At 46.5% G+C, this 22,075-nt stretch carries 17 protein-coding genes and 1 riboswitch; of the genes, 11 read left to right on the forward strand and 6 right to left on the reverse strand.

Annotated elements, in window-relative coordinates:
• Window positions 1–7 precede the first annotated feature (7 nt).
• Complete coding sequence (truA, locus tag ABCW47_RS00640) at window positions 8–763, forward strand: tRNA pseudouridine(38-40) synthase TruA (protein WP_343207931.1); 756 nt, start codon at window positions 8–10, stop codon at window positions 761–763.
• Here truA and ABCW47_RS00645 read toward each other — a convergent pair.
• The 4 genes from ABCW47_RS00645 to ABCW47_RS00660 all read right to left on the reverse strand — a co-directional run bounded on the left by ABCW47_RS00645 (window position 760) and on the right by ABCW47_RS00660 (window position 5,766).
• Entirely contained in the window at window positions 760–1,674 is a 915-nt protein-coding gene (locus ABCW47_RS00645; protein ID WP_343207932.1) for a hypothetical protein, read from the reverse strand. The two genes, truA and ABCW47_RS00645, sit on opposite strands and share 4 nt — an antisense overlap.
• A gap of 6 nt (window positions 1,675–1,680) precedes the next feature.
• On the reverse strand, window positions 1,681–3,105 hold the full coding sequence (locus ABCW47_RS00650) for a sensor histidine kinase (protein ID WP_343207933.1): 1,425 nt from the start codon (window positions 3,103–3,105) through the stop codon (window positions 1,681–1,683).
• Window positions 3,106–3,142: 37 nt separating this feature from the next.
• A complete protein-coding gene (locus tag ABCW47_RS00655; RefSeq protein WP_343207934.1) occupies window positions 3,143–3,832 on the reverse strand; it encodes a winged helix-turn-helix domain-containing protein in 690 nt (229 codons plus the stop codon).
• A 260-nt stretch (window positions 3,833–4,092) separates the two neighbouring features.
• A complete protein-coding gene (locus ABCW47_RS00660) occupies window positions 4,093–5,766 on the reverse strand; it encodes a Na/Pi cotransporter family protein (protein WP_343207935.1) in 1,674 nt (557 codons plus the stop codon).
• 650 nt (window positions 5,767–6,416) lie between these two features.
• Window positions 6,417–6,513, forward strand: a riboswitch (TPP riboswitch).
• A gap of 71 nt (window positions 6,514–6,584) precedes the next feature.
• Between ABCW47_RS00660 and thiT the strand changes: the two genes are divergently transcribed.
• The 8 genes from thiT (at window position 6,585) to ABCW47_RS00700 (ending at window position 16,357) form a co-directional block, all read left to right on the forward strand.
• The gene (gene thiT, locus ABCW47_RS00665) at window positions 6,585–7,265 is read left to right on the forward strand and encodes an energy-coupled thiamine transporter ThiT (RefSeq protein ID WP_343207936.1); all 681 of its coding nucleotides are present in this window, start codon (window positions 6,585–6,587) and stop codon (window positions 7,263–7,265) included.
• Between the two features lie 381 nt (window positions 7,266–7,646).
• On the forward strand, window positions 7,647–8,570 hold the full coding sequence (locus ABCW47_RS00670) for a putative ABC transporter permease (RefSeq protein WP_343207937.1): 924 nt from the start codon (window positions 7,647–7,649) through the stop codon (window positions 8,568–8,570).
• Window positions 8,570–9,457 (forward strand): glycoside hydrolase family 25 protein, encoded by an 888-nt coding sequence (locus ABCW47_RS00675; protein ID WP_343207938.1) that lies wholly within the window; start codon window positions 8,570–8,572, stop codon window positions 9,455–9,457. The genes ABCW47_RS00670 and ABCW47_RS00675 overlap by 1 nt, the downstream gene beginning before the upstream one ends.
• A 14-nt stretch (window positions 9,458–9,471) precedes the next feature.
• A complete protein-coding gene (locus ABCW47_RS00680) occupies window positions 9,472–9,951 on the forward strand; it encodes a methylated-DNA--[protein]-cysteine S-methyltransferase (protein ID WP_425516040.1) in 480 nt (159 codons plus the stop codon).
• A gap of 3 nt (window positions 9,952–9,954) precedes the next feature.
• On the forward strand, window positions 9,955–10,230 hold the full coding sequence (locus ABCW47_RS00685; protein WP_343207939.1) for a hypothetical protein: 276 nt from the start codon (window positions 9,955–9,957) through the stop codon (window positions 10,228–10,230).
• A 366-nt stretch (window positions 10,231–10,596) separates the two neighbouring features.
• Window positions 10,597–12,066: an L-fucose/L-arabinose isomerase family protein gene (locus ABCW47_RS00690; RefSeq protein WP_343207940.1), complete on the forward strand. Its 1,470-nt coding sequence runs from the start codon at window positions 10,597–10,599 to the stop codon at window positions 12,064–12,066.
• Between the two features lie 86 nt (window positions 12,067–12,152).
• The gene (gene xylB / locus ABCW47_RS00695; protein ID WP_343207941.1) at window positions 12,153–13,682 is read left to right on the forward strand and encodes a xylulokinase; all 1,530 of its coding nucleotides are present in this window, start codon (window positions 12,153–12,155) and stop codon (window positions 13,680–13,682) included.
• A gap of 278 nt (window positions 13,683–13,960) precedes the next feature.
• Window positions 13,961–16,357, forward strand: a complete 2,397-nt coding sequence (locus ABCW47_RS00700) for a hypothetical protein (RefSeq protein ID WP_343207942.1) — start codon at window positions 13,961–13,963, stop codon at window positions 16,355–16,357.
• 57 nt (window positions 16,358–16,414) lie between these two features.
• On the opposite strand, the gene ABCW47_RS00705 is transcribed toward ABCW47_RS00700, so the two are convergent.
• Window positions 16,415–17,011 (reverse strand): hypothetical protein, encoded by a 597-nt coding sequence (locus ABCW47_RS00705; RefSeq protein ID WP_343207943.1) that lies wholly within the window; start codon window positions 17,009–17,011, stop codon window positions 16,415–16,417.
• 1 nt (window position 17,012) lies between these two features.
• Window positions 17,013–17,633, reverse strand: coding sequence for a TetR/AcrR family transcriptional regulator (locus tag ABCW47_RS00710; protein WP_343207944.1), 621 nt, complete (start codon window positions 17,631–17,633; stop codon window positions 17,013–17,015).
• A gap of 216 nt (window positions 17,634–17,849) precedes the next feature.
• Between ABCW47_RS00710 and ABCW47_RS00715 the strand changes: the two genes are divergently transcribed.
• Together ABCW47_RS00715 and ABCW47_RS00720 are read left to right on the forward strand one after the other, a co-directional pair.
• On the forward strand, window positions 17,850–18,554 hold the full coding sequence (locus ABCW47_RS00715) for an ABC transporter ATP-binding protein (RefSeq protein ID WP_343207945.1): 705 nt from the start codon (window positions 17,850–17,852) through the stop codon (window positions 18,552–18,554).
• Between the two features lie 25 nt (window positions 18,555–18,579).
• Window positions 18,580–21,960: an ABC transporter permease gene (locus ABCW47_RS00720; RefSeq protein WP_343207946.1), complete on the forward strand. Its 3,381-nt coding sequence runs from the start codon at window positions 18,580–18,582 to the stop codon at window positions 21,958–21,960.
• The last annotated feature ends 115 nt before the right edge of the window (window positions 21,961–22,075 follow it).

Genomic DNA, 22,075 nt, shown 5'->3' on the forward strand with positions numbered 1-22,075 from the left:
AGACAATATGAAAAGAAATCTCATACTGGGAATCGCTTATGATGGAACCCGCTATCAGGGCTGGCAGAGAAACGAAACAATACCTTATCATAAATCTATTCAGGGACAGCTGGAACATTGCCTGTCCGCGCTGACTCATGATCCGGTACACGTAATCGGAGCCGGAAGGACGGATAAGGGGGTGCATGCACAGGAACAGACTGCAAATTTCAGAACGGGAAGCAGCATTTCCTGTGAGGAGCTGAAACAGGAGTGCCGTCTTGCGCTGCCTTCTGACATCCGCATATTGTGGGTTAAAGAGGGCAATATGGAGTTTCACAGCAGGTTTGATGCTCTGGGAAAACAATATTCCTATTATATAGATATGGGGGAAGACAGAAGAGTGTTTGGACGGGAGTATAGTACCTGGCTGCCGGGAGAGGTGAATCTGGATGCGATGCGGGCAGCAGCCGGGCAGCTGGTCGGAACCCATGATTTTAAGGGGTTTTCTTCTCTGGGCAGCACGGAGAGAGATACGGTGCGCCGTCTGAACTTCATAAAAATAGATTCTCTGCCCGATCACAGGCTGAGAATCTGTATGGATGGAGATGGTTTTTTATATCATATGGTCAGAATTTTGTCCGGCACTCTCCTGGAAGCGGGCCGGGGCCGCATGTCTTCTGAACAGATACAGAAGGTGCTGAGCATAAAAGATCGGAGCATGGCGGGGCCGATGCTGCCCGCCTGCGGCCTTTTTCTCGATAAAGTAAGATATCCCCTCTAGGGATGGACTTCCAAAGGATCAACCCCGTATACCTGAACGATGTCGAAATAGGGAGAGTTTAAAATATTATCTGGTATAACCAGGCGGCCGCCGTTGGAATCAATATCCAGACCCGCCCCATAGAAAGAATTCCAGACTAAGAGGGCACACTGTGTTCCCCAGATGCTGCCGGGCTCCTGATATTTTCTTCCCAGAAATCCAGAGGTAATGCGGTAGGGAATCCCCACCATATTCTCCTTAGCAAAGGCTGCGGCCTTCGTAGCGAGGCCTGCATATTCTTCCTTCAGACGGAGCACAATGACCGAACCATAGCCCCGCCATCCCTGTACATCCTGAAGGCTTGATGTGACGCCAAGCCCATAGGCTTCGAGTGATTCATCCCCGCCGGCGTCTGTCACGATCCCGGAGTGGCCAAGACGTATGCCGAACAGGTGGGTGGAACGGGTAATCAGAACATCACCATCATAAAGAGGGGCAAGTTCGAAGCAGTAAGGGCTCTCCAGACTGGTATTATTTAACATTTCCTGCCGTACGGGAAAAAATGCGGTGCTGCATGTGACAGTCCTGTCTTCAAAAAAGTTTTCCTGAAAACGAAGCATCGTATCTATATAATCTTCTTCCCGCTTCAGATCATCTACAGCAGGCTTTCCAAGTCCGGTCTGATAAAATAACACTTCATAATCGCCGTCGCTCAGGGTGTCTTTCAGCAGAAGCGGCATGATGTCTGTTTTGGGATAATCCGGCTGTATGCTGGCATCCTTCTCAATCGTAGCCCCCCATATACTTAAGGCCAGAAAAAGAAGAAGCAGTGTAAGCAAAATCCCCGCGGGGATTTTGATCCACAAGCCTCTTTTTTTTGACTTTGCGATTCCGGAATTAATAGCAGGTATGGTTTCTTTCAATGGATTCATCTTCTCTCATGTGCGGATTTCATCAGTCGTATTCAATGATTTTTCTTTGGGCAGCGTGACCAGGAATGTGGTGCCTTTTCCGGGCTCGCTTTCAATCCGAATAGTTCCATTATAGAAGTTAACGATATGTTTGACAATAGAAAGGCCCAGTCCGGTCCCTCCCATTTTTTTGCTGCGCCCTTTATCCACACGGTAAAAACGTTCAAAAACCCTGACCTGATCTTCTTGTGAGATGCCCATACCATCATCTGAAACAGAAATAAGAAGATTGCAGGCGTCCTCTCTGACCCGTACCCGGACGGAACCGCCCGGATGATTATATTTAATGCCATTACTGATCAGATTGGACATCAGCTCCCTGATCTGCTGTAAATTTGCAAATATAGAAGCCTGAGAGCAGTCTACCGTTACGGTGATACCGCAGGCTTTTGCGAGAGGACTCAGGGAATCCACCACATCATCCAGCAAAACCGGCATACGGACCGGGGAGAAATCCACCTGTGTTTCCTTTGTCTCCAGCCTGGAAATCATCAGAATATCATTGATCAGGCCGGTCATGTTGCTGGCCTCCCGAATAATCCGACCCAGCGCATCCTTTTGTCCTTCCCTGCCGGGGATCAAATCATTAGCCAGCAATTCCGCGTAGCCTTGAATGGACGTAATCGGAGTTTTCAGCTCATGCGACGCATTCGAAAAGAATTCCTGCCGTACCTTCTTTTCAAATTCCAGCTTGTCCAGGTAATCATTAATATCCTCTGCCATGGCAACGGTGGTGTCTGCGATGACATTGAATTCCTCATACCGGTATTTGCAGAAATGAAAGTCCGGCCGCCCGGTTTTCTGCGTTTTCATTTCCTCCGCAATCTCATTTAACGGCCTGGTGATATTTTTGGTAATGCCCACAGCCAGAATCATGGAAACACAAAAAGAAACAGCCACTCCCGCAGTCAGAATAGGCAGCAGCGCCCTGGCATAATCAGAAGACGCGGAAAAGGGAACCGCGATACGCAGGATGTATTTGCCATTGTCTGCAAGTCTGGCAACGTATAAAAGATTTTTATTTAAGGTGGAGGAACGGCGGGTAGAATAGCCGGTACCGGTTTCGATGGCTTCCCTTATCTCCTCCCTCTCCAGATGATTTTCCATGAGGGAAATCTGAGGGGCCTCCGTATCGGCATAAACCTTACCGGTCAGATCCAGCACAGTGACACGGCTGTCCTTTTCCAGGGCATTTTCCCCCAGCCTGTTGATCTGAGGCTGAAGTTCCTGCGCATAATCCAGAGAATAATCTACCGTACGAAGAATGGTTCCCATCGTCTCAATATTTGTCTTAAGCAGATGATTACCTGTGACATAGTAAAAAACCGCACTGCATAACAGCAGTGCGAAGAGTAAAACAATTATAAACCGGGTAAAAATTGCTCTTTTCATCTTGCGGCTACCCCTTTTTCATCTTATGGATCACATTTTAATCTTTGTCATACAGAAAACGGTATCCTACACTGCGGATCGTTTTAATGTACTCGGATGCCTCCGGGCCAAGTTTCTGGCGGAGCGTTTTAATATGAATATCCAGTGTTCTGGTTTCCACACTGCAGTCAAAGCCCCATAATCTGTCCAGCAGTTCCTCCCTGGACACAACCCTTGCATGGTTCGTCATCAGGTAGTGAAGCAGTTCATATTCTTTATAGGTAAGCCCCACTGGCCTGTCGCCCACTAAGACCTCCCGTGTATCGGTATTCACGGTCAAACTGTTCATGTTCAGAAGTGTTGGACGTTTTTTATATTTCTGAACACGTCTTAACAGGGAACGCACTCTGGCTGTCATTTCGAGCACGCCGAACGGCTTGGTGATATAATCATCTGCCCCGTTATCCAGACCGATTACCTTATCGTACTCCTTATCTTTGGCAGTTAACACGATAATTGGAATATCTGCAGTGCCTGGCTTTTCCCGAAGAATGCGGATTGCTTCCAGACCATCCATCCCGGGCAGCATGATATCAAAAATCGCCAGATCCGGAATGGTCTTTTCCATTTCCTTCAGAGCCGGTTCTGCGGCTTCAAAATCCATAACATCAAATCCATAACTGGTCAGGGCCAGATGAATCATATCCCGGATGTTTTCATCATCCTCTATTACAAATATTTTTTCCATGTTGACTCCTTAAGGTGGGTTAGCTGCGTAATATTACGAATAATTTCTAAAATAAACAGGTCCCTTTTCCATTTACTGCGTAAATCGAAACAGCGTAAACGGGTCCCTTCTCAATTTACTACGTAAATCGAGAAGTAGCGTAAAAGGGTCCCTTCTCAATTTACTGCGTAAATCGAAGCAGCGTAAACGGGTCCCTTCTCAATTTACTACGTAAATCGAGAAGTAGCGTAAAAAAGTTACTTTGTAACTTTTTTACTTTATTATAATTCACTTTGTACGTATTCTGCAATATTAAGTGAGTGATCCGAAACGCGTTCCAGGTTGGTGATGGCATCCAGGAAGATAATACCGCTTTCCGGCAGACATTCATGGTTGGAGAGACGGAAGATATGGCGCTCTCTTAAATCGTCTTCCATATCATCCACTTCTTTTTCCGACTGCTGCACAATGGTAATGGCAGCCGCATCCATATCCTTTCTGGCTTTGATTGCATTTTCCAGACCCTGGAGTACCAGGCCGGAGATCTGATTCAGTTCTTCCGTAGCCATCATGGAGAAACGAAGATCTTCATCAATTTTTGTTTTTGCAAGTTCAGCCAGGTTCTCACTGTGGTCACCGATTCGTTCCAGGTCATGAATCGTGTAGAACAGATCTTTAACCAGAGCATATTGATATTCGGTCAGGGACATATTATCAATCTGAACCAGATATTCCGTCAGCAGCTTTTCCAGCTGGTTGATTACCTGTTCGTTCCGAAGCACGCTGTCAACCAATTCAGGGCTGTTTTCCATGACGGAATCCACCGCGTCCTTGAAGTTACTATAGGTAATGCTGGCCATATGAATGACCTCCCGGTTGGCGGCCTCGATAGCAAAAGCAGGGGTTGGGGTATGGGTAACACGGGTATCCAGACGCCTTCTGACATCCGCAACAATATCTTCCGATTCCTGCGGTGCTTCTGCTGTTTTCTTGTCCTTTAAGAGTACGCCGGACAGCTTGACGAGACCTTTGGCAAACGGGAACAGAATAATAGTATTCGTAATGTTGAATATGGTATGGAAAATTGAAATCTGTACCGTATTAATGGAGCCTGATGCCCAGGCCGGGTTAAATCGGAATATGATAAACATAATTAAGCCGAAGAAAACTGCTCCGAACACATTAAACAGCAGATGGATAACAGCAGCACGTTTTGCTGTTTTCTGTGCACCGGCACTGGAAATGAGTGCGGTCACACAGGTTCCGATATTCTGACCCAGGGTAATAAATACGGCTGAATTCCAGTTGACAATACCGTTTAAAGCCAGAGTCTGTAAAATACCCACAGAAGCGGAAGAACTCTGAATGATAGCGGTTACTACCGCACCGGTTAAAATACCCAGAATCGGATTGCTGCCCAGTACACGGAACGCATTCACAAAAATCTCAGAATCACGATATGGTTTAATTGCGGAAGACATTAAAGAAAGACCGATAAACAGCACACCGAAACCGATTAGAATCTCACCAATCTGCCGGCTCTTCGGCTTCTTCGTAAAAATGAGGCAGAATGCGCCGATTCCCACAATCAGCGGCGCCAGAAAATCAGGGCTTAAAACCTGACTCCATTCACTCATGGAAACGATCCAGGCGGTAATGGTTGTACCAATATTGGCGCCCATAATTACGCCTACAGCCTGAGTCAGGTTCATAATACCGGCATTGACAAAGCCGACAATCATAACAGTAGTAGCAGAAGAACTCTGAATGATAGCAGTAATCAGAGCGCCGACAATAACGGCAAGAAAACGGTTGTTGGTAAGAAAACCCATCAGGCGTTTCATCTTATTTCCGGCAGATTTCTGCAGACCATCCGCCATGGTATTCATACCATACAAAAACAGACCCAGGCCTCCGATAAAACTGAAGAGCGTTTTCAAAAGCTCAATTGACATAACTGTAATTTCCTCCTTGTGTATACAATGGCGGAATTCCGGCCGATCCGGGAAGAGAGAATAAGGAAAAACGGAATCAGGATCTATTCATGAAGTATCAGCGGTTCATCTTTCCTTTCGAGAAAGACTCCGTGCTTCCTTCTTCTATCTTCGCCTTTAAACGTCCAGATAACTTAACCATTGTTTAATCATAATTTAACCCCAGTTTCATAGTAGCAATACCTTGTAAAGTCATCACGGGCATTATGTAAAATCTGGGTAAAATTTCGAAGCTACGAGCCACATATAATCAGAGCGCGAAGCAGCTGCAAAGCTCGCTTTGCAAGCTGCTTCGCGCTCTGATTATGTACGGCGACAGCCGTAAGCGAGCAAGCATGAAATGCTTGCGTAGCTTATGTGGCGAGAAAAAGTCAGTACGCGGGCTTGCTTATCAAGCCGTTTTTCCCTTTGATTATGTACGGCGACAGATCAAAAATTGCGGCTCTTCCTGCTTTTAGCATAAACCAATTGCCAAAACCTATACCAGACTTCAAGTTGACATTTCCTTTCCCTGTGTTTATAATCAATTTGTGCAGGATTCCGGTGCCACGCCGGAATCAGCTTAAATTAACAAGACATCCCGGCAGACCGGGCTGTTTTAAAAATCAAATAGCGTAAGCTAGGGGCGCCCGTAGGGCTGAGACGAAAGATAGTCCCTCATTACTTGATCCGGATAATGCCGGCGTAAGGAAGCTAATGATAAGGTTTATAACCGGCCGCTACAGCGGTAAAGGTTCTTTCGTACCCCTCCTGCAATTCAAGTTGAAGGAGGTTTTTTTATGTGGTGGGAATTTTTTGCAACAAAGTACACAAATGAATACCAGGAGGTCGTATATAGCCCGACAACAGCAGGTTATATCGCCATGGTTCTGGTTATGCTGGTATTTTTATGTCTGGCCCTCTACTTCGGGAAAAAGAAGGCACAGAAATCCATAACGACAAAACAGCTGGTATTTTCAGCAATGGCAATGGCGCTGGCCATGGTTACGTCAAACTTGAAATTGTTTGACATGCCGATGGGCGGTTCCGTCACACTGTTCAGCATGTTTTTTATCTGCCTGATCGGTTATTGGTATGGCCTTAAGGCCGGACTGATGACTGCGGTCGCCTATGGAATGCTGCAGCTTATCATTGATCCGTATATTTTAAGTATTCCGCAGCTGATCTGTGACTATCCGCTGGCTTTTGGCGCGTTGGGGCTTTCCGGTATTTTTTCCGATAAAAAGAATGGCCTGATGACCGGATATGCGGTGGGCATTCTGGGAAGGTTTTTCTTCTCCTTTTTATCCGGCGTCATCTTTTTTGGGTATTATGCCCCGGCGAGCATGAATCCGATGGTGTACTCCTTTTTGTATAATGGAGGATATATCGGAGCGGAAGCACTGCTTACCCTGGTCGTACTGTTTATTCCGGCAGTGTCGAAAGCTGTCCGGCAGGTCAAGACGATTGCCCTGGCTTAAGGTAGGAGCAATGGATGCGGAATCCTACCTCTGATATTTTAAACTGATATGTATAAAGGATGCTGCACATGCGGCGTCCTTTTTTTATTACATGGGAAAGTTCTCCAAACTTTCCCATGTAATAAAAAACCCTCCGGGGGATCGCACTGCGGCGGAAAGGAATTGCGTTGCCAGAGCAACCCGCCGCAGGCGGAGAATCCCGCAAGCGGGATTCTATGTTCTTACATAAGAAAGTTCTTCAAAGATTTGTTTAGACACCTTAATCCTATAAAGCGACAAATTCTCAGGTTTATATCGTCAAGATGACCGGATTGTGATATACTAAATTCCGGGTTCATACGGGTGACGGGTAACGTATGTTGCGTTAAAGGAGGAGTCTGGATGGAATATTCAATTTATGAACTCTTATGCTTCTTTATTATATATGCATTTTTAGGCTGGTGCAGTGAGGTGGCGTTTGCAGCACTTCGAACAGGGAAGTTTGTAAACCGTGGATTTTTAAATGGGCCGGTCTGCCCGATTTACGGGTTTGGTGTGGTAATTGTGGTGATCTGCCTCACCCCATTGAAAGAGAACGTACTTCTACTGTTCATTGGAGCAGCACTGCTAACGTCCGCTCTGGAATTTGTTACCGGCTTTGTCCTTGAGAAAGTATTTCATGATAAATGGTGGGACTATTCCGAACGGCCGTTTAACATAATGGGCTATGTTTGCCTGGAATTTTCGATCATGTGGGGGCTGGCCTGTATTTTGATCATGGACGCGTTCCATCCGATCGTAACTAAATTTGTCAGAATGATTCCGTTCCGGCTTGGCGTGGTGCTGGCAGTAATCTGTCTGAGCGCATTCCTTGTGGATTGCCTGGTAACTGTCACTACGATTATGAAGCTGCAGAAGCATCTGCGGCTGTTGAATGAAATTTCCGGCCGTCTGAAAGTGATTTCGGATGCGATTGGTGAGAATATTTCGGATGGCGTTACGGAGAAAGTGGTTCCTGCTCTGGAAAATGCGAAAGAAAAGGGAGAGGAATATAAGCAGGAGCGCGCGGAGCGTTCGAGGGAGCATGAGGAAAGGCTTGAAACCTACCGCACGGACTGGGAAAATAAGAAGGCTCTTTATCGTCAGGAACTGGATGAACTTAAAGGTCGTTACCGTCATCTGACGAGTCAGAAGGTTTGGGGAAGAGAGCGTCTGCTCAATGCCTTTCCTAACCTGAAGAACGGAAAGGCGGGGCAGCTTTCAGATTCAATACATGATTATATGATGAAAATAAAAGCCTTTTTTGATAAGAAAGGATCTGTTTAATGAGGAAATGGATGTTGGTTGCCGCCGGCCTGGTTCTGCTGACCGGGTGCAGCCGCTTGCCGGAAGATGATTATGGATACAAAATTCAATCTGTAGAGATGGCCCCGGCGGATGTGGCAGAGACAAATATAGTCAGTGCGGCAAAGGCCGAGTACACCTATGTGGAAGATAAAAAGGGAGAAGAATACGCGGTTGAGATCAATCCGGAGCTTCCGCAAAGTTCGTTTGACCGCAGCAAATTGAAAAAGAAGAAAGAGTATTACTCTTACGGAAAGAAATCCGGCGTGGGTGTAGATGTATCTACCTTTCAAAATACAATAGACTGGAAAAAGGTGGCTGACTCCGGTATTGACTTTGCCATGATACGGTTGGGAATACGGGGCTACAAAACGGGACGGCTGGTATTGGATGATAATTTCAGGGAAAATATAAAGGGAGCAAAGAAAAATGGTCTGAGGACGGGCGTTTATTTTTTCTCTCAGGCAATTAGCCGGGAAGAGGCGGAGGAAGAAGCTGATTTTGTACTGAAGGCTCTGAAAAAGTATAAGATTGACGGCCCGGTAGCGCTGGATTCGGAGCTGATAGACAGCAAGAATGCCAGGACCGGAGATTTGACCAGAGAGGAAAGAACGGATTTTTGTATCGCTTTCTGTGAAAGGATTGAGGAAGCCGGCTATACACCTATGATTTACGCAGATAAAGCACAGCTTCTGGCAGAGCTGGATACAGAAAGGCTTACTGACTACATGATCTGGTATTCCGACTTTGGGGATAAGCCGGATTATCCATATGAATTTGCCCTCTGGCAATATACGAACAAGGGGAAGGTTCCGGGGATTAAGGGAAATGTGGATCTGAATCTGTGGATGGAATTTAACGAAGAATAGGCAGGGGATTTAGAGTGGTAAAAAGGTGTACGCTGGAGTCTCCGGCGGGACTGATTCTGATTGAGGAAACCGACGGGGAAGTAACCCGGATCGGATTTACAGAGGAGCAGATAAAGACGCCGGATCAGTCACCGGTTCTTCACGAGACGGTGAGAGAGCTTCTGGAATATTTTGAGGGAAACAGAAAAGAATTTGAACTGCCGCTGCACCCGTCAGGGACTGCATTTCAGAAAAAGGTTTGGGATGCTCTTAAGGAGATCCCTTACGGCGAAACCCGCTCCTATAAGGAAATTGCCCAGGCGATAGGCAACCCTAAAGCCTGCAGGGCTGTGGGTATGGCCAATCACAATAACCCCATCGGTATAGTAATACCATGTCATCGGGTGCTGGGGGCCAATGGTGCCCTAACCGGCTATGCAGGCGGTTTGGACAAGAAGGCTTCTTTGTTGTTTCTGGAACAAATGCACTGCGACAAATTAGGAGAAGAACGCTAAAGAATGTTTTCCGATAAGAAGAAAATAGTATTCTGGCTCTGTCTGGCCGCTGTGACTCTTGCAGGAGCCTTTGCCTTAAAGGAATATATTGTTCATAAAAATTCTATGCCTTACTGCAGTGAGTGGTATAATGAAAAGACGGAATTGTTTGAATGTCCGGTAGCGGAGAATGAAGATTTATGGCAAAGTATGAGTATACAGGAGTGCATAGAGAGCCAGCAGATTCCTGTTGACATATTGCCGTGCTTAGGGGAACGACGTCATACACAGTATCAATAGGTTATGCTGTGTATGACGTTTTTTGTGCCCCCTGGGATACATACTTTGTTTTTTGCAGAGGCGGCAGGGGGAGAGGCTTTACGGAGATGGGGAAAGGGACCAGAACCATACATGTGTCCTAACTTGTACGGTTCTGAACAAATGGCTTAACTGCCGGGTTTTACGGGCATTATAGGGGAAATCCTATAAATAAATGGATTTTCCTCCTGAGATTTAGTATAATATTAACAATCATGTGGTACTGTCGCCGGTAAGTCAGAGCAGACAATTTTTTGGCCTGCCGGCGCCTGTGTTACCTGGAGAATACAGTTAAATTAAGTAGCATGTAAACAATGTATGGGCTACAGGAAATAGGAGGACAAGACAATGAACAATGTACCAGAGGTTAAATTAGGACTCGTTGCCGTGAGCAGGGACTGCTTCCCTATGACTCTTTCCGATAAGAGAAGAGAGATTTTGGCGGACAGATATACTGCGAAATACGGTGATATCTTCAACTGCAAGACCGTTGTGGAGAACGAGAAGGATATGTTAAAGGCGGCAGCAGAGGTGAAAGAAGCCGGATGCAACGCGCTGGTTGTCTATCTGGGGAACTTCGGACCGGAATCATCGGAGACCCTGCTGGCTAAAACCTTCGGCGGACCGGTTATGTTTGTTGCAGCGGCAGAGGAGACCGGAGAAGATCTGCTTGACGGCAGAGGAGACGCTTACTGCGGAATGTTAAACTGCAGCTATAACTTAAAGCTGCGCAATATCAGAGCGTACATACCGGAGAAGCCTGTTGGCACAGCCGATGAGCTGGCAGATAAGATTCATGATTTTATCCCGGTTGCCAAGACCATTATCGGTTTAAATAACTTAAAGATAATTACATTTGGACCCAGACCTCAGGATTTCCTGGCATGTAATGCGCCGATTAAACAGTTGTACAACCTGGGTGTGGAAATTGAAGAGAACTCAGAGCTGGATCTCTTTGAAGCATATCATAAGCATGCCGATGATCCGAGAATTGACGGGATCGTGAAGGAAATGCAGGAAGAACTGGGAGAGGGAAATAACAAGCCTGGAATTCTTCCCAAACTGGCACAGTATGAGCTCACCCTTCTGGATTGGGTGGAGGGACACAGAGGAAGCCGCGAATATGTAGCGATTGCCGGTAAATGCTGGCCTGCTTTCCAGACCCAGTTTGGATTTGTACCATGTTATGTAAATGGCCGTCTGACGGCAAAGGGGATTCCGGTTTCCTGTGAAGTGGATATCTACGGAGCACTCAGTGAGTATATCGGAACCTGCATCAGCGATGATGTTGTAACCCTGCTGGATATTAACAATACCGTTCCTCAGAATATGTATGATGATGAAATTAAAGGGAAATACGATTATAAATTAAGCGATACCTTCATGGGCTTCCACTGCGGAAATACATCTGCTTCCAAGCTGAGCAAATGCGGCATGAACTATCAGCGGATTATGGCCAGAACACTTCCGGAAGAGGTAACACAGGGAACGCTGGAAGGAGATATTATACCGGGCGATATCACATTCTTCCGCCTTCAGAGCACAGCGGATGCCAAATTAACCGCTTATGTGGCCCAGGGTGAAGTGCTGCCGGTTGCAACCCGTTCTTTCGGCGGAATCGGTGTCTTCGCAATCAAAGAGATGGGACGTTTCTACCGTCATGTACTGGTTCAGAAGAACTATCCTCATCACGGTGCGGTGGCGTTCGGACATTTCGGCAAAGCTCTTTTCGAAGTATTTAAATATTATGGAGCCGACGTAAACTTTAACCAGCCTCAGGGTATGCTCTATCCTACCGAGAATCCATTTGAGGATTAAGAACGGATGAGATAGCCATCCGGGCCAATGGAAAGCGGCTCCGGTAAGAGGCAGTATTGATAGAAAAGGACGGAGGTAAATGTAAATTGAATTATTTAATTGGTATTGATCTGGGTACGTCCGCCACAAAGACGGTTCTGTTTGATGAAACTGGCGCGGTCATTGCTTCTGTATCAAAAGAGTATCCTTTATATCAGCCTCAAAACGGTTGGGCAGAGCAGGACCCTCATGACTGGAAAGACGCTGCGATAGAGACGATTGCGGCAGTCATGAAGCAGTCCGGCGTCAATAAAGAAGATGTGAAAGCACTTGGTATCTCCGGACAGATGCACGGACTCGTCATGCTGGATGAAAACTGCGAGGTGATCCGGCCTTCCATCATCTGGTGCGACCAGCGTACTGCAAAAGAATGTGAAGAGATTACGGAGAAGGTTGGAGCCAGGCGGTTGATCGAAATCACCGCGAACCCCGCGCTGACCGGATTTACAGCCTCAAAGATTCTCTGGGTGCGCAATAATGAGCCGGAGAATTACGCGAAATGCCGCCATATTCTGCTTCCGAAAGACTATGTGCGCTATGTGCTGACCGGAGATTTTGCCACAGAGGTTTCCGACGCTTCGGGTATGCAGCTTCTGGATATTCCAAACCGCTGCTGGTCCGATGAGGTGCTGGAAAAACTGGAGATAGATAAAGCCATGCTTCCCAAGGTTTATGAATCTCCGGAAGTGACAGGAAAAATAAGCCGGAAAGCGGCAGAGCTGACCGGATTGTCGGAGAATACTTTAGTTGTCGGCGGAGCCGGGGATAATGCGGCCGCAGCGGTAGGTACCGGCATTGTAAAAGATGGACGGGCGTTCACCACGATCGGAACCAGCGGCGTGGTATTTGCCCACAGCAGCAAGATTACCATTGATCCGAAAGGCAGAGTACATACATTTTGCTGTGCCGTTCCGGGCTGCTGGCATGTAATGGGTGTTACCCAGGGCGCCGGACTGTCTTTAAAATGGTTTAAGGATAATTTCTGTGAAGATTATATTGCCAGGGCGGAAGCTGCAGGCTGTGATCCCTATGATTTTATTAACGCGGATATTATGGATACCCCGGTGGGGAGCAACAAACTGATCTATCTGCCTTATCTGATGGGGGAGAGAACCCCTCATCTGGACCCGGACTGCAGAGGCGTATTTTTCGGTCTGTCGGCGATTCATAAAAAACCAGATTTTCTGCGGGCAATTATGGAGGGTGTTTCCTTCTCCCTGAAAGACTGCAATGATATTCTGGTGGAGATGGGAGTCAAGGTGGATGAGATGATGGCCTGCGGCGGCGGTGCCAAGAGTCCGATCTGGCGTCAGATGCTGGCGGATATGTATAATTGCAGTGTGAAGACTGTTTCTGCACAGGAAGGTCCCGCACTGGGTGTGGCAATCCTGGCCGGTGTTGGAGCAGGTATCTATTCCAGCGTGGAGGATGCCTGTGAGAAGATGATCAACACAGATAAATCCTGTGAGCCGGTTCCGGAGAATACGGAGAAGTATAATAAGCTTCATGAGATTTATAAAGCACTTTATCCAAGCCTGAAAGAGCAGTATAAGGCGCTGGCGGGACTGGATTTATAAGACTGAGAAAAAGATTTGAGAGCAGTGATTTTGACCTAGAAAATCACTGCTCTTTTTTGTTTTATCTGCATGGAAATATTTCCCTGTTTCATAAAAAAAGACCTTGCTAATTTTATACCGGGGGGGGTATAATGAAGAGGAAAACAAAAGGGATACACGTACACTGCGATTCGTGATTAACGTAGACAGCTGAGGGTATCATCGCAGCGGCGTACAAAGGGAGCAGAAACTATGATGACCTGTTCACTTTGCTCATGAATGGAGGGAAATTAGAAGGTATGAAAAATCTAAAGAAACTAATTACATTACTTCTCTGCGCGGCTATGATCGTAGGCGTGACACCGGCAATGGCCAGGGCGGAGGAACCCCCAGTGGATACGTCCACAGCAGTCGCCAGAGTAAATGACGATGTAGAATATGGGTCGTTAGCAGAGGCAGTTGAGAATGCTAATGCCGGAGATACAATCACGCTTCTTGTGGATGTTTCTCTATCAGCAACTCAGGAAATTAATAAAAACCTCACATTGGACTTAGGCAGTAATACAATCACATCGACTGTAGATTCTTTTGGATTAAGAATCACTTCTGGGTCTGTGGAGGTTAAAAACGGCACAATATCAAGTAGTAAATATGGTATAACTACAACTCCTGATACAGCTCCTACTCTGACACTGACTGATTTGAATATTACGGCAGAACTGAGAGCAGTGCAGAATAACGGAGGTATTGTAAACATTAGTGGCGGCACGTATGTAAGCCAGGGTGAGATGACTCTCTTCAATAATAAGGAAATGCATATCATTGGAGGTAACTTCAGCACCAACAGTACAAAAGATGGAGATGCGGTTCTCTATTGTACCGCCGCTGGAACGAATACCTATATTTCAGGCGGAACTATAAGCAATCTAAATGGATATGGTGTAGCATCGATGGATGGCGCAAATGTAACGGTAAGCGGTACAGCCGATATCAGTGCCAAGGTTGCAGCTCTGGGTGGCAATAACACTGAGGCTACAGAGAATTTTACCGTTACCGGCGGCACATTAACGGCTTCTGATGGTCCGGCTATCTTCTTCCCATCAGAAGGAATTCTGAATATTTCCAGCGGTACGATCACCGGTAAGACAGGTATCCACTCCCTGATGGGTACTATCAGTATTACAGGAGGAACCATTACAGGAACCGCAACCGAAAATGGGCCGGATATGGATAATTATCCCGCTACAGGTTCCGGTCCAAGATATGATGGCTCTGCTTTGTTGCTGGTGAAGAATAATTATGATAAATGTCAGAACAGCAACGCCCTTACTGTAAAGATCTCCGATGATGCAATCCTGAAGGGTGGAACTGCTGCGATTAATATTTTAGATGCAGGTAAGTATGAGCAGACATTCAGCATGAGCATCTCAGGCGGTACCTTCTCTTCTAAGCCGGCAAGTGAATATATCACTTCCGGTTATGAGGTGAGAGACAACGGCGACAATACATTTACCGTATATTATCCCAGCGTTTATGTACCTGTTGGGCCCACACCGGATGTTCCTAAGACAGAAGTCGATACGAAACCAGACGGCTCCAGTGTAACAACTACGACACAGAAAGATACAATAACCGGTGTAGAAACTAAGACAGATGTGATTAAGGATAAAGACGGAACAACAACGGCCAATGCAGAAGTAAACGCACCGGCCAGAGTCAATACAACCGGAAATACTGCTAAGGCGGAGATTACTTCCCAGGCGGCAGACAAACTGGTTGAACAGGCTAAGAAAGCCGAAAAAGAGGCGGCTGATGCAGGCGCGAAAGAGGTAAAGACAACCATTACTATTACTGCGTCTCTACCTGCAGGAACAACACAGGTAGAGACCTCCCTTCCAGCAGAGACGGTGAAAACGATTGCAGAAGAGACCTCCGCTGATCTTAAAGTAACTACTACTGCGGGAGACATCACGTTAGACAATGAGGCTCTGAAAGCGGTAGCCGGACAGGCTGAGGGTGAAACTGTAAAACTGACAATAGAACAGATGAAATCAGATGCTTTGCCGGAGGCGGTAAGAAGCAGAATCACGGAAAATACGTTGGTTCTGGATCTGAATCTGGAAACCGGCAAAGGCAAGGTAAGCGACTTCGGCGGCGGCACAGCAACGGTGGCAACGCCGATCCCGGAGGGGCTTGATCCTAAAGATGTAAAAGTGATGTTCATCAATGATAAGGGCGAAGCAGAAGAAGTAAAGGGTACGATAATTGAAATAGATGGTAAATCTTATTATCAATTTACCACGGGACATTTCTCCTACTATGCACTTTCCGATAGCAAGACGGTAGATTCAGCAGTTGCTGATACGAAAGCCAAATTAACGGCAGCAGTAAAGGCATCCAAGATTAAGGTTTCAGCGAAATCCGGCAAGGGTTATATCAAGCTCAGCTGGAAGCCTGGCAAGGGTACGGATGTAGATTACTATGAAGTATTCCGCTCCACAAAGAAGAGCAGCGGATATGGTAAGAAAGCATTCCATACGACTGCAAATGAATCAAAAACAACCTATAAGAACAGCAAGAAACAGCTGAAAAACGGAAAGAAATATTATTATAAGGTCAGAGGCGTAAAATTAATCGACGGTAAAAAAGTTTATACCAAATGGTCAAATGTAGTAAGCAAAACTTATAAGAAATAATGCTGCATGAATTAAGGGCTGACGCTTAGGCGTCAGCCCTTTCTCTGTAAGGAATTCTTATTTACACTGGTTTTGCTGCTCCGCCGGACTGTGCTTGATATGTCTGACAGACATGATCACAATGCCGATAAAAATAAAAATGGCTGCCATTCCAAAATAGACGACTGGAAATTGATCCGATAAGCTCCAGGAATCGTTCACCCCGGGAAGCTGATCCATTCGCATGTTTGTAAACCGTTCGCCGGCGTAAATGCCAAGTATACTAATTCCCGCTATGATGCAGGCATTTAATTTTGTCAGTTTCCGGATGACGGCGAGCAGCCCGAAGATGGCGAGCCAGCATATGCTTACTGGAGCGGCAAAGCCTGATACCCAATACTGGGGAGCAGCCAAATACTGATTGGCAACCAGCTCAATTAAGTACAGGTATGGTATGGTCAAAATACAGACGGCACCGTACAGAAGAAGAACCCGGTGCTTCCCGCCTGTTAATGCCAACAGTAAGAGCAGATAGGCGAAAACACATCCACCTGCCGCTATCAGCGACCAGTTTAGTGTCCGGTCTATCGCATAGTTGGTAATGAAACAGACGATGATCGCGATTCCAAAGGGGACGGATATATAAATACTAACTAATTTCTTTTTCTGGTTCATATCACACTTCCTTTTCTGTGACTGGTCTTAAAATACGATCCATCGCGGAGACTATAAATTCTCTTGGATATTCAATGTGTTCCGAGGATACCAGGAGATTCTGGAACGCAAGCCCGTCGATAGCCGCTGTGATAAATGTGGTTAATTGCTTTACTGGAAGATCCGTGAGAAACTCTCCGTTGTTAATACCGGAGGCGATGAGGCCGGCTATGAGATTGTTGAAATGCTCGTAACCATCGCGGATCAAATTCTTGACCGGACTTTCGTTCGAATATGCTTCCAGATAAAACTTAATGGGGAAGAGGCACATCATGGCAGAAGCAATGGTATCGGATTCACCGAGTATAATCAGGCGGAGCTTTTCATATGCGCTTAATCCGCTGGCGGCAATTTTATCCGCATTGCCGATGTATGCCTGGTAAACGCTCTTGACAGTTTCCTCGATTAATGTGTTTTTATTTGGAAAATACCAGTAAATGGCAGCTTTTGTCAGGCCGGTAGCCTCAGCAACAGAAGCAAGACTGAAATCAGCCATACTTTTTTTGATCATGAGTCCGATGGAAGCCTGAATAATGTCATTTTTCCTCTTATCATAATTCTCAGGAATCTTTTTTCTAGCCAATTGTTATGGTACCCTCCCTTTTATATTAATTAACTGACCGATAGGTTAATTATACAGAGACAGGTGCAGTGTGTCAATATAAATGCTTGGAAATGCTGTATGCCGCCGCCCTTTTTTTTCTTGTGCCAATATGTTACACTAATAAAATCAGGAAGCAAGATATTTAGCAGAGTTTTTACGTATACATAGTTTACGAAGTGATAGCGAGGAATGATTATGGCTGCTTATGTAGAAGTAAATGACGTGAAAAAGACGTATAAAATGGGAGAAATTGAGATCCATGCGGTGGACGGTATGAGTTTTTCCATAGAAAAGGGAGAATTTGTCGTTATTGTCGGTCCCAGCGGCGCAGGTAAGACAACAGTTTTAAATATTCTGGGCGGCATGGATACGGTATCTTCCGGACAGGTCATTGTGGACGGACAGGATATCAGCTCTTATGCTGGAAAGAAGTTAACCCAGTACCGGAGAGATGATATCGGCTTTGTCTTTCAGTTTTATAATCTGGTGCAGAACCTGACGGCTGTGGAGAATGTGGAGCTGGCGCTTCAGATCAGTAAGAATCCTCTGGATGCTGAGACCGTGCTGGATGAAGTGGGGCTGAAGGAGAGGATGTATAATTTTCCGGCGCAGCTTTCAGGGGGAGAGCAGCAGAGGGTTTCTATCGCCAGAGCTCTGGCGAAGAATCCCAAGCTTCTGCTCTGTGATGAGCCCACCGGTGCTCTGGATTATCAGACCGGCAAGGCTATTTTAAAGCTGCTGCAGGATACCTGCAGGGAGAAAGGAATGACAGTAATTGTAATTACCCATAATTCGGCGCTGACGCCTATGGCGGACCGGGTGATTAAGATTAAGAACGGCAAGGTGAGCAGGACCACTCTGAATGAGAACCCCACACCGGTAGAAGAAATCGAATGGTAAATGAACAGCAGGAAGGGTTTTGCGTATGAAGGGAATGCTTTGGAAAGATTTTAAGATGGAGATCAGAAAGAGCCTGAACCGGTTCTTTTCGATTTTTCTGATTGTGGCTTTGGGCGTCGCCTTTTTTGCGGGAGTGCGCGTGTCGGAACCTGACATGACGATTTCCGCAGACACCTATTTTGACAGTGAGAACATGATGGATATCCGGGTTTTAAGCACGATGGGGCTGACCGAAGGCGACCTGGAGGCAATACGGGATATCGAGGGGATCAAAGAGGTACAGGGAACCTATACGCAGGATGTTGTGGCTTCCTCTGGTGATAACCTGTTTAATGTGAAGGTTATGGCTGAGAGCAGCGGAATTAACCAGATGGAACTGGTTGACGGCAGACTTCCTGAAAAGACAGGGGAATGTCTTCTGGATAACCATATGATAGAGAATTACGGGCTTCAGATTGGGGATAAATTGAAGCTTTCTTCCGGAACGGACACAGAACTTGACGAAGTGCTGGGGCAGGAGGAATATACAATCGTAGGAACGGTAAACCATCCCTATTATCTGTCTCTGGACCGGGGTACCACCAATATCGGAGACGGCAAGCTGAATGGTTTTCTCGTGGTGCCTGCCGGTGACTTTACACTGGATGTCTTTACAGAGATTCTGGCTACGGTGGAGGATGCGGCTTTATTAAACTGCTATGAAGATGAGTATGAAGACCGGGTTGAAGAAGTAAGGACCGGAGTAGAGGAGATTGCAGACAGCCGGTGTAAACTGCGGTTCGACGATGTGAAATCAGAGGCGGAGGAAACCCTTGCGGATGCTAAGAATAAGCTGGCGGACGCGAAGGCAGAGGCGCAGGAGAAGCTTTCCGATGCAGATAAAAAAATTCAGGATGCTCAGAAGAAAATTGATGATGGCTGGGAAGAGGTTGATAAGCAGGAAAAGAAATTAGATGACGGTAAAAGGGAGCTCGCTGCTAATGAAAAGAAGTTAAGCGATGCCAAGAGAGAGCTGGAAACGGGTCAGAAAGAATATGAGGATGGCCGGAAGGAAATAGAAGAAAACGATAAAAAGCTGGCAGAGACTGCCGGGCTGCTGGCTGAGAAAGAAAAAGAGCTTATAGCTGGGGAAGAACAGGTTAGCGCAGGAGAGAAGGAGCTGGAGCTGGCTCAGGCTGAGCTGACCTCTCAGAAGATGATACTGGAAGATGCCAAAGAAAAACTGGCTATGCTGGAAGCACAGATTGCCCAGGGAGTTCCGGGGCTGGAGGAAACCTATGGCGCGCTGAAACAGGAAATTGAGACGGGAGAGACGCAGATCTCGGAGGCGGAACAGACGCTTGCCATAAAAGAGGGCGAACTGGCCCAGACGAAATATGCGCTGGGTGTTGCGCGTGAACAGCTGGATACAGCGAAAGAACAGCTTTCTCAGGGACAGAAGGAACTAAATAAGGCGAAAAAAGAACTGAAAAAGGCCGGCAAAACGCTGGAAGATGGGAGAAAAGAAGTTGCCTCCGGTGAAAAACAGATCAGGGAGGCAAAGCAAAAGATCACAGATGGGGAACGACAGCTTAAGGACGCGAAACAGGAGCTGACGGACGGTCAGAGTGAACTGGAAGATGCGAAACAGGAATATGAGGATAAGAAAAAGGAAGCTGACGAAAAGATAGCAGATGCAGAAGATGAGATACTGGACGGAGAAGAGGAGCTAAATGATCTGAAGGCGCCGGAATGGTATGTTCTGGACCGGAATTCCGTACAGACTTATGTGGAATACGGTCAGGATTCAGAGCGGATCGGCGCAATCGGAAAAGTATTCCCCGCCATTTTCTTTCTGGTTGCGGCACTGGTCAGCCTCACTACCATGACCCGTATGGTGGAGGAAGAGAGGATTCAGATCGGGACGCTGAAAGCGCTGGGTTACGGAAAAGGGTCCATTGCCTCCAAGTTTATATTCTATGCTTTGTTTGCCAGTGTGGGAGGCAGTATATTCGGTGTTCTGATCGGTGAGACGGTGCTGCCTAAAATTATCGTCAGTACCTATGCAATTCTTTACAATGGACTGCCCAAAGTGCTGACCCCGCTCCATGCGGGGTACGGGATCAGCGCAACCTTATTGGCCGTGGGCTGTACCACTTTGGCAACGGTATTTGCCTGCTACCGGGAGCTTGCAGAGCGTCCGGCAGAGCTTATGAGGCCGGAGCCGCCGAAGGAGGGGAAACGGATCTTTCTGGAACGGGTTACCTTCCTCTGGAAGAGGCTGAACTTTACCAAGAAGGCTGCAGTCAGAAACCTGTTCCGGTATAAGAAAAGATTCTTTATGACGATCTTTGGAATCGGCGGATGCATGGCTCTTTTGATGGTTGGATTTGGCATCAGGGACTCTATTTATGTGGTTTCTTCGGAACAATATACGAATATTCATCTTCACGACGGTTCGATTCAGCTGGATACCGATGCCGGACAGCGAAAACGGGATGCACTGGATGAATTAGTAGCGGAGAGGGAAGAAATCGAAGATTCCATGAAGATACGGGATGTATCTGTGGATGTGGGCAGCGGACAGACGGAGAAGAGCGCGTATATCTATGTGCCGGAGGACCCGGAACGGATGAAGGACTTTGTTTCAATCCATAACCGGCTCTCGGGAGAGGAATACACCTTGACGGACCAGGGAGTGATCATTACTGAAAAGCTGGCAAAGGTGCTGGATGTAAAAGAGGGCGGTACGATCTACATAAAGACGGATGAGACGCATAAAAAAGAAGTCAGGGTGGATCATATCGCGGAAAATTATCTGTACCACTATGTATACCTGACACCCAAGCTGTATCGGGACATATTTGACGAAGAGCCGGAGTACAATGAGATTCTTATCAATAATGTAAACCGGGATGAGGATATGGAAGCGGAGCTGGCAAAGGTGCTTCTGGAAAATAAAGCAGTTAAGGCGGTTACCATGACCAACTTTTTCCAGGATAAGGTGAATGATATGCTCCACAATCTGAATGTGATTGTATGGGTATTAATCATTTCAGCAGGCCTGTTAGCATTCGTAGTACTCTATAATCTGAATAATATTAACATTAATGAGCGGAAACGGGAGCTGGCGACACTGAAAGTGCTGGGATTTTATGATACAGAGGTTGCAAGCTATGTGTATCGGGAAAATGTGCTGTTAACCACAATCGGCGTGGCTGTTGGTCTGATACTGGGATTTTTCCTTCACAAATATGTTATTATCACCGTAGAAATCGATTTGCTTATGTTCGGGAGAAATATATCTGCTGCGAGCTGTTTCTACAGTGCGGTGCTGACTTTTGTATTCTCTGTATTTGTCAATTTCGTCATGTATTATAAATTGAAGAAGATTGATATGGTAGAATCCATGAAGAGTGTGGAGTAAGGGTGTATAAAACTAAAATTTCCGGGAGGCAGGGATGCAGGCATCCAATGCTCCCGGAAATTTTGTTTTGTACGTTCGGATTGACAAAAACAGAGACAGTCGTTGACGCCCCTGT

It is taken from the genome of Anaerolentibacter hominis (genome assembly GCF_032380675.1).
GTDB lineage: Bacteria > Bacillota > Clostridia > Lachnospirales > Lachnospiraceae > Anaerolentibacter > Anaerolentibacter hominis.

Coding starts and splice junctions, on each gene's coding strand:
- thiT (WP_343207936.1), top strand. CDS start 6,585: ATGTGGTGGGAATTTTTTGCAACAAAGTACACAAATGAATACCAGGAG.
- ABCW47_RS00715 (WP_343207945.1), top strand. CDS start 17,850: ATGGCTGCTTATGTAGAAGTAAATGACGTGAAAAAGACGTATAAAATG.
- ABCW47_RS00720 (WP_343207946.1), top strand. CDS start 18,580: ATGAAGGGAATGCTTTGGAAAGATTTTAAGATGGAGATCAGAAAGAGC.
- truA (WP_343207931.1), top strand. CDS start 8: ATGAAAAGAAATCTCATACTGGGAATCGCTTATGATGGAACCCGCTAT.
- ABCW47_RS00670 (WP_343207937.1), top strand. CDS start 7,647: ATGGAATATTCAATTTATGAACTCTTATGCTTCTTTATTATATATGCA.
- ABCW47_RS00655 (WP_343207934.1), bottom strand. CDS start 3,832: ATGGAAAAAATATTTGTAATAGAGGATGATGAAAACATCCGGGATATG.
- ABCW47_RS00675 (WP_343207938.1), top strand. CDS start 8,570: ATGAGGAAATGGATGTTGGTTGCCGCCGGCCTGGTTCTGCTGACCGGG.
- ABCW47_RS00645 (WP_343207932.1), bottom strand. CDS start 1,674: ATGAATCCATTGAAAGAAACCATACCTGCTATTAATTCCGGAATCGCA.
- ABCW47_RS00700 (WP_343207942.1), top strand. CDS start 13,961: ATGAAAAATCTAAAGAAACTAATTACATTACTTCTCTGCGCGGCTATG.
- ABCW47_RS00660 (WP_343207935.1), bottom strand. CDS start 5,766: ATGTCAATTGAGCTTTTGAAAACGCTCTTCAGTTTTATCGGAGGCCTG.
- ABCW47_RS00685 (WP_343207939.1), top strand. CDS start 9,955: ATGTTTTCCGATAAGAAGAAAATAGTATTCTGGCTCTGTCTGGCCGCT.
- ABCW47_RS00650 (WP_343207933.1), bottom strand. CDS start 3,105: ATGAAAAGAGCAATTTTTACCCGGTTTATAATTGTTTTACTCTTCGCA.
- ABCW47_RS00705 (WP_343207943.1), bottom strand. CDS start 17,011: ATGAACCAGAAAAAGAAATTAGTTAGTATTTATATATCCGTCCCCTTT.
- ABCW47_RS00690 (WP_343207940.1), top strand. CDS start 10,597: ATGAACAATGTACCAGAGGTTAAATTAGGACTCGTTGCCGTGAGCAGG.